5 protein-coding genes are annotated in these 6,101 nt (G+C 59.7%); all 5 read left to right on the forward strand.

The annotated features are described in order from the left end of the window. The first annotated feature begins 66 nt into the window (after nucleotides 1-66). The 5 genes from LY284_RS37590 to LY284_RS37610 all read left to right on the forward strand — a co-directional run bounded on the left by LY284_RS37590 (nucleotide 67) and on the right by LY284_RS37610 (nucleotide 6,083). A complete protein-coding gene (locus LY284_RS37590; protein ID WP_033536759.1) occupies nucleotides 67-2,646 on the forward strand; it encodes a TraC family protein in 2,580 nt (859 codons plus the stop codon). Beyond that, the gene (locus tag LY284_RS37595) at nucleotides 2,646-3,071 is read left to right on the forward strand and encodes a hypothetical protein (RefSeq protein ID WP_033536758.1); all 426 of its coding nucleotides are present in this window, start codon (nucleotides 2,646-2,648) and stop codon (nucleotides 3,069-3,071) included. Before LY284_RS37590 ends, LY284_RS37595 begins: the two co-directional genes overlap by 1 nt. Then, nucleotides 3,068-3,592, forward strand: a complete 525-nt coding sequence (lepB, locus tag LY284_RS37600; protein ID WP_051996779.1) for a signal peptidase I — start codon at nucleotides 3,068-3,070, stop codon at nucleotides 3,590-3,592. Before LY284_RS37595 ends, lepB begins: the two co-directional genes overlap by 4 nt. 78 nt (nucleotides 3,593-3,670) lie before the next feature. Beyond that, a complete protein-coding gene (gene traF / locus LY284_RS37605; RefSeq protein ID WP_233392244.1) occupies nucleotides 3,671-4,591 on the forward strand; it encodes a conjugal transfer protein TraF in 921 nt (306 codons plus the stop codon). A gap of 10 nt (nucleotides 4,592-4,601) precedes the next feature. Then, nucleotides 4,602-6,083 carry a conjugal transfer protein TraH gene (locus tag LY284_RS37610; protein ID WP_033536757.1) on the forward strand — a complete coding sequence of 494 codons (1,482 nt, stop codon included), beginning with the start codon at nucleotides 4,602-4,604 and terminating at the stop codon, nucleotides 6,081-6,083. Nucleotides 6,084-6,101 lie beyond the last annotated feature (18 nt).

Genomic DNA, 6,101 nt, shown 5'->3' on the forward strand with positions numbered 1-6,101 from the left:
AGGAGAAATCGCGGCGCGTCCATCCGGTCGCGCCGCGTTCCGCTGACGCCGACAGAGAGATTCATCTTGACTGCCAAGATCACGCAAAGCCGCACCAAACGTGCGAGCGACATCATTAACCTCGAAACCTATACCCCTGATTCGCATCTTCTGATCAGCAAGGCCGCGGGCGGAGAGAAGCCGTATATCGGCGCGGTCTACCGTATGAGTCCCCTTGCCGGCGGCGGCGGCGAATTCAGTACCGTCGTGCAAAACGTATTCAAGGCGGTCCCCGACGACTCGGTGATCACGGTCAGCCTTCTGGTTCAACCTGACCACCATGCTCCAGCCGCGTTTGCCAAGGGCAAGGTGAATGGCGGCTATGTTGTTACCGACCTGGTCAACAGGCAGCGCAGGCTGTATGAGCAAGGCCTTCGCACCGGCACGCTTGCCGACATGGGCATGATCAACAAGCGTACGGTGTATATCTCGCTCGCGGTGCCTTGCCGCAAGGCTGACGCCGAGGTCATCGAACAGGCCGAAAACCTGCAGACCGAATTCCTGACCAACGTGCGCGACTGCGGCTTCCGGGACGCGCAAAAACTTACGCCCGGTCAGGTCGTGGGCACCTACCGGCAGTTCACAGACATCTTCAACGAGCATGGCGAAGTCCAGCTCGACCAGATGATCGATCTGAAGTACCAGATCTACGGGCCCGATCAAAGTTTCGATTTCTCGGACTCGAAAATTGGCGTCATCAACGAGGACACCTACTGCTCGGTCGTGACCACCAAGAGCTACCCGGTTGAGCCGTTCCACGGCATCATGAATCTGGTCAGCGGAGCGCCCTTTAACAAGGGGCCGACGAAAGAGGGCGGCGGCCAGCGTATCGAAACCGCCTACATCCTGTCCACGACGGTGCGGGTCGCCAGCCAGCGCAAGGAGTGGACTCGCATGGAAAGCGCCATCAAGTCGCGGACCACTGCACAAAACTTTCCGATCAAGCTCGGTGTCGAAGACACCCAGGCAAAGCTCGCGGATCTGCTTGAGCTGAAGCGCCAGGTCGCTGAAGACGGCCAGAAGTTCGTGTACGCCTCGACCAACGTGTTTCTGTTCGGCCGCAAGCGCGAGGAGGTGGTGCGCGCGACTGCGACGGTGAAGGGCACTCTGGACAAGCTCGGCTTCGACGCCCGTGCGGTACTTGGCACCGGGCTGGTTCGACTCTCGCAGATTCTGCCCCTGAACTTCTCGTCCGCAATCGCCAACAATGTCGACGGCGAGGCCGTGATGGCCAGCTCCGAAGTGGGGTGCCTGCTTCCCGTCTACGGCGACTATCTCGGTAACGTCAACGCTTCATACCCGGTGACGGGCGCTGCGTACCTTACGCGACGCGGGTCTATGCACTACTTTGATCCGTACGTCAGCAATTCCAACTACAACGGTGTGCTCGCCGCGAAATCCGGTGCCGGCAAGTCGTTCAATCTGCAGTACATGATCGAGTGCGACCTGGCTCAGGGCGATTTCGTCATGCTCTTCGACAACGGCAAAAGCTCCAAAAAATTCTGTCGCTCAGTCGGAGGCGAGTTTAACGAGTTTGGCGGGCCCGATGGCTATCGACCGTCGCTGACGCCGTTCACTGGCCTGTCTGACGACGATTTCGACGCCCAGCAGGAAACGATTACGTCCCTGCATATCATGATGGCGTACGACGGCGAGACGCCCGACTCCGGCGCCCGGATTGCCGCGAACGAAGCGGTCAAGGCGGCTTGGGGCAAGGAGGGCAACAAGGCCGAAACCTCCACTGTCATCGACTGCCTCGAAAAGATGGTCGAGCAGGCTCAGTCGAATCCGATCAAGAACCAAGTCATCACGGCCGCTGCCAACCTCATTCCGCGCCTGAAGGCGTTCGTGGAATCGCCAACTCGCGGCCCGTACTTCCGCGGTCCAAGCACGCTGAATCCCCGCTCCCAGTTCACGGTGTTTGAACTGGCGAGCCTCGGCGATGACGACCACCTCAAGCGCGTTGTGCTGTTCTGCTGCCTGAACGTCCTGATGTCGCGCGTCAGGACCATTCCCGGCCGGAAGCGCATCTATGTCGACGAGGCGCAGGACCTGTTCCAGGTTCCGGCGGCCGCAGCCGCGATGGAAGGGCTCTATCTGAAGGGCCGGAAAGAAAAGCTCGCGGTCTGGATCATCGTCCAGTCGCTGCTGAAGATCGCCGGCTTCCCGGCCGGCGCCGTGATCCTCCGGCAATCGGCGTGGAAGGTAATCATGGAGCAGGAACCTGAAGAAATCGACGCGGTGATCGCGCAGAAGGTCATGACGGCATTCGCCGACGATCCGTATTTCAACCGCCTGTTGCGAAGCGTTGAATCGAGAAAGGGATTCTGGAGCGAGTCCCTGATCATGGGCGACAAAACGTACGAAGTTGTCCGTCTCTATGTGGACAAGTTCACTGCAACGCTCTTCAGTTCTGAAGGTGACGATCGCGACGTCGTGCTGCAACTCATGGATGAAGGCATGGACGTGCTCGACGCAGTCCGGAAAGTGATGGGCGACAAGAAAGCCCGCCGCACCGAGTGGTTCCGCAAGATCCTCGCAATGTGCACCGATCACGATGGACTCACACCGAACGAAGTCATCAACGAGATAAAGGAGCTGCAGTAATGAAAGGACTTATGACAGCGGGCTCGGTGCCGTACTCCGTCGTGATGATGCTGTCGCTTGCGGTCTACCTCATGGGACACCAGACGGCCAAACCGGCTCCGCGCATTGCGGTGGCCGAGAAGAGCGCGGTCATCCTCGAGGCCGCCCTCAATGATCCGTCTGCGTCCCAAGAGAAATTGAAGCAGCAGGTCGCCGTGCCGATCCGTGGGGTGATCCAGCGGTACGAAAAGGCTGGCTTCGTGGTGGTTAATACCAGCCGCAATGATCAGGGCGATATAACCCTCGACGCCCTGCCGGCTGACACGATCGACATCACGAACGAGCTGCGCACTGCCGTGCATCTTCCTGTGCAGAAACCCGACGTTGCGTCCCCTGCGCCGGCGGAAGCGACTGCTAGCGCGAGTGCAGCGGGTGCCCGTCAATGATCCACGACGCAGCAGCAAGCGCAGAAGCGCCGGCCTACGATCGCGGAAAGTTCCTCATGTTCTTCCTTGGGGTGCTGCTCATTGCGTGGGGGTTCTGGAGCAAGCCGATCATCACGATCGGTTTTGACCCGCAAAACGAGCGCTGCCTTCCCGACCTGCATCTAGCGCTGCTGGTACACCGTGCTCCCGCAGCGGTCCACGACGGCGATCTGCTGTTCTGGACGCCGTCTGGCGCGTTGGCCGGCTTCAAGGAACGCTTCATCCTCAAGCAGGTTGCGGGCGTGCCCGGCGATCGCGTGACGATTCGCGACGGCAAGGTCCAGATCAACGGAAAGACAGTGGTGCAAGGTTTCCCGCTCGCGCGCTTCTACCACCGTGGTGAAAAAGAATTCGAGCGCGACGAGATCATTCCGCCCGGGGAGTTTTTCATGGTTGGTGTTCATCCCCTCTCGAATGACTCGCGCTATTGGGGCTACCTCGACGCAGGCCGGGTCGCAGGCTTCGCTTACCGTCTCTTCTGAACGACCAGTATGGTTCGCCGATTCCACATCATTCGATTCAGCTGTGCGCTCGCGTATTTGCTCACAACCACTTGTGCCTTGGCCCAGGCGGTGTCTCCGCGAGGCGACGCGTATGGCGACGCGTTTCTGAACTATCAGCCATACGTGACACCTGCAGCCCCGGCTTCTGCACCGCCGCCCGTCGCCGCAGCACCCGCCGCTCGCGCCCCCGCGCCAGCCTCTGCTCCGGCATCGGATGGCAAGCAGGCCGTCACGGTGGAATTCCTCCGCAAGATCTACCCCCAACTGGAAGAGCGGGCGATCAACAATCCGACGGATGCGAATGTCTCCGACTACATGTATGCCAAGCGTGTGATTTTCGACAAGGCGCAACGCTTTTCGGAGGCAGTGGTCCGGGTTCTTCACGAAGACCCGGTTCTGGACGAGAACAATCGCGTTCCGTATGCGTCGATTGGCGCACGCTCCGTCCGGAACGCCGACTATCAGGCGCAACAGAAGGCCGTCGAGGAGCTGTCGAAGATCGGTGGCCTCGTTGTATTTGTTGACGGCTCCTGCCGCTTCTGCGCCATGCAGCTACCGATTCTCGACATGCTCCGGCGTGGCTACAACGTCGAGTATCTGGTGATCTCGCTCGATGGTACCCGTCCCAAGGGATTCACGGGCAGCATCATGCAGGACAACGGCATGTTCCATAAGCTCGGGCTGAAGCTGACGCCGTCGATTGTCTTCGTCCCGCACCCCCGCGCCTATAACGGGCCCGTGGACCCGAACAAGTACCTGATCGTCTCGCAAGGGTTTTACGCCGAGGACGAACTGGTCAAGCAAATCGCATTTGCGGGTCATGACACGCAGTTGCTCAGTGCGGACGTCATGCGAGACCTGAACGTCTGGGACCGCGGCGTAGCGAGCACGCAAGACCTGAACAACCTGCGGCTGGACCCAAGCAAACCGGGTTCATTCAAGGAAACCCTGCAACCATATCTGCTCAAGCAGTATTAAGGAGTCGCCCATGCGTATAAAACATATTCTGGTGGCCATTGTGCTCGCGCTTGCGCCGATGTTCGCGTTTGCAGGGATTTTCGCTGACCTCGGCTCGATGGTCATGAGTAATTCGACGGCGCCTGGCGTGCTGACTACCAAGGATCGGGTGGGTGTGTTCATGGGTGGTTTCTCGATGCGTGCGCCGATCCAGTCGGTGAACCTCATCACCTTCGACCCGCCTCGGATTGATGCCGGGTGTGGTGGCATCGATCTCTATGGAGGCTCGTTCAGCTTCATCAACGGTCAGCAGCTGATCCAGATCTTCCGGCAGGTAGCCGCGAATGCGGCGGGCCTCGCATTCAAGGCCGCTATCAAGGCGATCTCACCGTCACTGGACGCGCTGATCACCGAGTTCCAGACGCTGCTGCAGAACCTGAACAATCTCGCTAAGAATTCCTGCCAGCTCGCCCATCTCATCGTCGACCCTGCGGCCGCGGCGCTGTCCAACGCGGTCAACGGTGACGGCAACATCGCCAGTACGGATTCGGGCATGCTCAGTGACGCCTTCTCCGGCCTCACGAGTTACCTGTCGAATGCGAACTCGTTCCTCAAGCAGCAGTCGGCGAACAATCCGAAGAGTGGCAACTCGCTGGTGAAGACAGTCGTGTCCTCCGGCGCATCGTCGATCATGGGCCTCGCGGGACTTCCGAACGTTGACGGCAGCAGCGACGACGCGACGAATCCGAACAGTCTGAACAACCAGATTCTGTATGCGCTGCTCGGGTACAACATCGATGCAGTCCCGTGTAACAGCCTGAACCAGAGCGGGCAAGGCGTCAGCAGCTCCACGCCGTCCGGCAACAGCATCGGCCAGGTTACCTGTTCGGGCCCGGCATTGATCACCCTCGACGACATTGTGAAGGGCGGCGGCACGGGCTCGCTGCGTCCGAGCACCCCCTTGTCGCTCTACCGATGCGTGAACCCGAGCGGCAGCATCGCAGGCGGCATTGACGCACAGATCTGTACGCAGATGCAGGTGGTGTCGTTCAACTATCAGGGCATCGAAGGTTGGGTTAATACGATGCTGTTCGGCCAGGCTGACCCGGCCAACGGTGTGTCCGGCTCCTCCATCGTCGGTCAGGTCAACAGCGGTACGTCGACAAGCTTCACGACTGCACAGGTTCAGTTCATGAAGCAGGCGGGCGTGCCTCTGGCCGCGCTGCTGTCGAAAACGTCGAATCCGAATACCCGCGTTGCGATCGCGCAAAGGCTTGCGCCGCACATCGTGGATTGTGTCGCCTCGCATATGGGCGAAGTGCTGTACAAGGGCGCCAATCTGATTCAGACCTCGACCGGCTTCGATCTCACCGACGACGAAAAGGACCGTATCAAGCAGTTGCGCGGCGACTATCTCGTCAAGCAGACCGCGTGCAACAACAGCGACGTGATGCTGAAGATCGTTACGGAAATCAACGAAGACACGCGGTTCATGTCGTCCAACATCAAGTAAGCGCAGCGAGGGGAAACA

The organism is Caballeronia sp. PC1 (genome assembly GCF_021353155.1).
Lineage (GTDB): Bacteria > Pseudomonadota > Gammaproteobacteria > Burkholderiales > Burkholderiaceae > Caballeronia > Caballeronia cordobensis.